Below are 3908 nucleotides of genomic sequence, written 5' to 3' on the forward strand. Positions count from 1 at the left end.
GCCGCGGTGATCGAGCAAGGCGGCGTGCTGCGCGTGCCGCTGGGCAACCTGCTGGTCGGCGACCGCAACACGACGCGCGTCGATTTCCTGCCGGGCAGCCTGACCTCGGTCAGCGGCAACGGCTTGCTGATGCCCTACGGCGGCACGGTGGACGGCCTCAACTACCTCTATGACGGCCAGAAGGTTCAACTGACCGGTGTGGGCGGCGCCGACACGCGTGGCCAGACGCTGACGGCCGGTCTCACGTTGGGCGGCGCGCGTGTCGATGTGCAGCCCGGTGCGGTGCTGGACCTCTCGGGCGGCGGCGAGCTTACCGGCACCGGCTTCATCGGCGGGCGCGGCGGCTCGACCGATGCACGCTACAACCCGCTGGTGCGCAACGCCGCCGATGGCAGCTTCAGCCTGCCGGGCCTCTCGACGAATCCGGTCTATGCCATCGTGCCGGGCGTGCAGGCGCCGCAGGCACCGGTCGCTGCCGAACGCGGCGCGGTCGATCCACTGGTCGGCCAGCAGATCACGCTGGGCGCCGGCGTGCCGGGGCTGCCCGCGGGCACCTACACGCTGATGCCCTCCACCTACGCCTTGCTGCCCGGCGCGTTCCGGGTCGAGCTCAACGGCGGCGCTGCGGCGCAGGCAACGGCCATGGCCAGCAGCCCGATGCGCAACGGTTCGTGGTCGGCGGCGGCGCAACTGAGCGTGGCCCGCACCGCCATCGGTGACAGCCTGTTCCGCCAGGCCATCCTCACGCCGGCCGACGTGCTGCGCAGCTACTCGCAGTACGACGAGACCACGTTCAACAAATTCATCCTGAGCGATGCCGCGCGCCAGGGCGTGCCGCGCGCGATGGCGCCGGCGGACGCGCGCACGCTGTTGCTGAACCTCACCCCGGGTGCCGGCGAGGAAGCGCTCCGCTTCGACGGCATCGGCCGCTTCGACGCGGCCCAGGGCGGCTACGGCGGCACGGTCGCGGCCATCGGCAACCCGTTGGAGGTGGTCGCCGGCGGTGCGACGGCCACCCCCGGTTTCAAGGGCGTGACGCTGAACGCCGATGCGCTCAATGCACTGGGCGCATCGCGCCTGATGATCGGCGGGCTGCAGTACGTGGTGTACGGTCAGGGCGGCAATATCGTGAACTCCACCAGTGGCACGAACGAGCTCACGCTGCGCCAGGGCGCGGTGCTGTCGGCACCGGAAGTGTTCCTGCTGGCGGATGCCTCCAACGTGGAGTTTCCCAGCCACCTCGTGATCGAGCAGGGCGCGGGCATCAACACGCTGGGCAAGGGCCGTGCGGCCTACGACTCGGCGGACGGCTTCGTCTACCAGGGCTCGACCGGCAGCCTCGTGGCCGTGTCCAACGGCGTGCTCAGCATGCTGCCGGTGCCAGCCAGCGTCGACACGAACGGCAACCGCAGCCTGCAGGTCGGCGTGTGCAGCGTCTCGCCCTGCGCGGGCCATACCGAGCTGTACTCCGAAGGCACCATCGCGCTGGCCACGCCCGACCGCTTCGTGCTCGACGACACGGTGCGCTACGGCACGCGCCATCTCACGCTGGCCGTGCAGGGCATCAACGTCGGCGACAGCGCGGTGCTGGCCGATGCGGCCTCACGCAATGTGCTGCCGGCGGGCCTGACGCTGAACCAGGGCGTGCTGAACCGCCTGCTGCGCGGCGACACGCAGTACGGCGCCCCGGCGCTGGAGACGCTGGAGCTCAACGCCAGCGGCGGCCTGCGCTTCTTCGGCAGCGCTTCGCTCGACACCATCGACCCGAGCACCGGCAAATCCTCGCTCGCGCGCCTGGTGCTGGGCACGCCCGCCATCTACGGCGCGGGCGATGCGAACGACGTGGCGACCATCCGCACCGGCCACCTGATCTGGAAGGGCGCGCCTCAGGAGGCCACGGATGTGGTCGCGGGCGGCGCCGGCACGGGCAGCGGCACGCTGGCCATCGAGGCTGCGACCATCGAGTTCGGCTACGGCCCCGGCGCGCAACCCACGGGCACCAGCGACGACGCGCGTCTGGCGCTGGGCTTCGCCGACGTGCGGCTCACGGCCAGCGAGCGCATTACCGCCGACAACAAGGGCAGCCTCTCGGTCTACCAGTCGCAGGGCGCCTACGAAGCCGGCAAGGGCCATGCCTACAGCGGCGGCAACCTCACCATCGATGCACCGCTGGTGACGGGCGCGGCCGGCTCGATCCAGCGCATCACGGCAGGCGGCGACCTGCGCGTGACCAGCGCCGCCCCGGCAGTCACGCCCGTGGCCGACGCCGCACTCGGTGCGGAACTCCGCCTTGCAGGCCGCGACGTGGTCATCGACACCACGCTGGCACTGCCCAGCGGCAAGCTGGTGATCACCGCCGACAACGACCTCACGCTGACCGGGCGCGCGCAGCTCGACCTGGCCGGCCGCAAGATCGATTTCAACGACGTCAGCAAGTACAGCTGGGGTGGCGACGTCACGCTCGAAAGCCTGGCGGGCAATGTGCGCCAGGCCGTGGGTTCGGTCATCGACCTGTCGGCCCAGAACAACCGCGCCGGCACCCTCAAGGCGCTGGCGCTGGGCGAACAGGCGGGCGTGGTCGACCTGCAGGGCGCGATCCATGGCGCCAGCAGCGGCCGCTACGACGCGGGCGGCACGCGGGTGCCCTACCTGGCGGGCGGCGTGGAAATTCGCGCGCAGCATCTCGGTGATGGCGCCGCGCTCGACAGCGCGTTCGCATCGCTCAACCAGCGCCTCAACGACGGTGGCGTGTTCGGCACGCGCACCTTCCAGCTCAAGCAGGGCGACCTCACGATCGGCGACGGCCTCAAGGCCGGCGAGGTCAACGTGTCGGTCGACAACGGCAGCCTCACGGTCAACGGCACCGTCGACGCCAGCGGCGAGCGCGTGGGCCGCATCTACCTCGCGGCGAAGAACGCCCTGACGGTGGCGGGCTCGGCCCTGCTCGACGCGCACGGCACGCTGCTGCGCGTGGACAGCTACGGCAAGATCATCGATTCGCCCAACCGCGCGATCGTCGACCTGAGCACGCGCGACGGCGTGCTGACGCTGGCGGACGGCGCGCGCATCGACCTGCGCCACGGCACGGCGGTGGCCACGGGCACGCAGCCGGGCCAGAACGACGGCCGCGCACGCGGCACGCTGGAACTCTCGGCGCCGCGCATCGGTGCGAACGGCCTGCCGGCGCTGAACAATGAATCTGATGCTGCGGTCTACGGCGACATCGCCATCGATGCGCGCGGCGCGCTCGACATCCGCGGCGCGCGCTCCATCGCGGTCAACGGCATGCAGCGCTACGACGATGCCCCGCTGGTCTCCACCCCGGCTGCGAGCGGACGGCCCTACCAGGAGATCACCCAGGCCTGGCTCAAGGACAAGCACGACGACAACGACGACTTCATCGACGCCGCGCTGGCCCGTGCCAGCCTCATGACCGGCAAGCTGGCCGGCCTGCGCAACCCCGCCTACGCCGACGCCTTCCATCTGCGCCCCGGCATCGAGATCGTGAGCAACGCCGTGACCAACCCGGGCGGCGACATGGTGGTGTCGGGTGACCTGGACCTGTCGGGCTACCGCTACGCCAGCGTCAACCCGCACACGCAACGGATCGACGGCCGTTACGGCTCAGGCGAAGTGGGCACCCTGCGCATCCGCGCGGCCGGCAACCTCGACATCTTCGGCAGCATCAACGACGGCTTCGCGCCGCCGCCCGCTACGCCGGACGACAAGGGTTGGCTGCTGTTGTCGGGCGTCAACTTCACCGGTGGCGACACGGTGATCCCGCGTGCTGGCATCGTGCTGGCGGACGGCACCGCCTTCGAGGGGGGCACGGCCCTCAACTTCGATCTGCCGATCCAGCCGCACACCTTCAGCGCGGGTTCGGTGATCCCCGTGTCCAGCGAACTGGC

At 70.9% G+C, this 3908-nt stretch carries 1 pseudogene; it reads left to right on the forward strand.

Annotated elements, in window-relative coordinates:
- Nucleotides 1–3908: pseudogene (locus ACSFBC_RS28380) on the forward strand (hemagglutinin); the annotation flags it as partial.

The sequence above is a fragment of the Variovorax frigidus genome, assembly GCF_051216515.1.
GTDB lineage: Bacteria > Pseudomonadota > Gammaproteobacteria > Burkholderiales > Burkholderiaceae_C > Variovorax.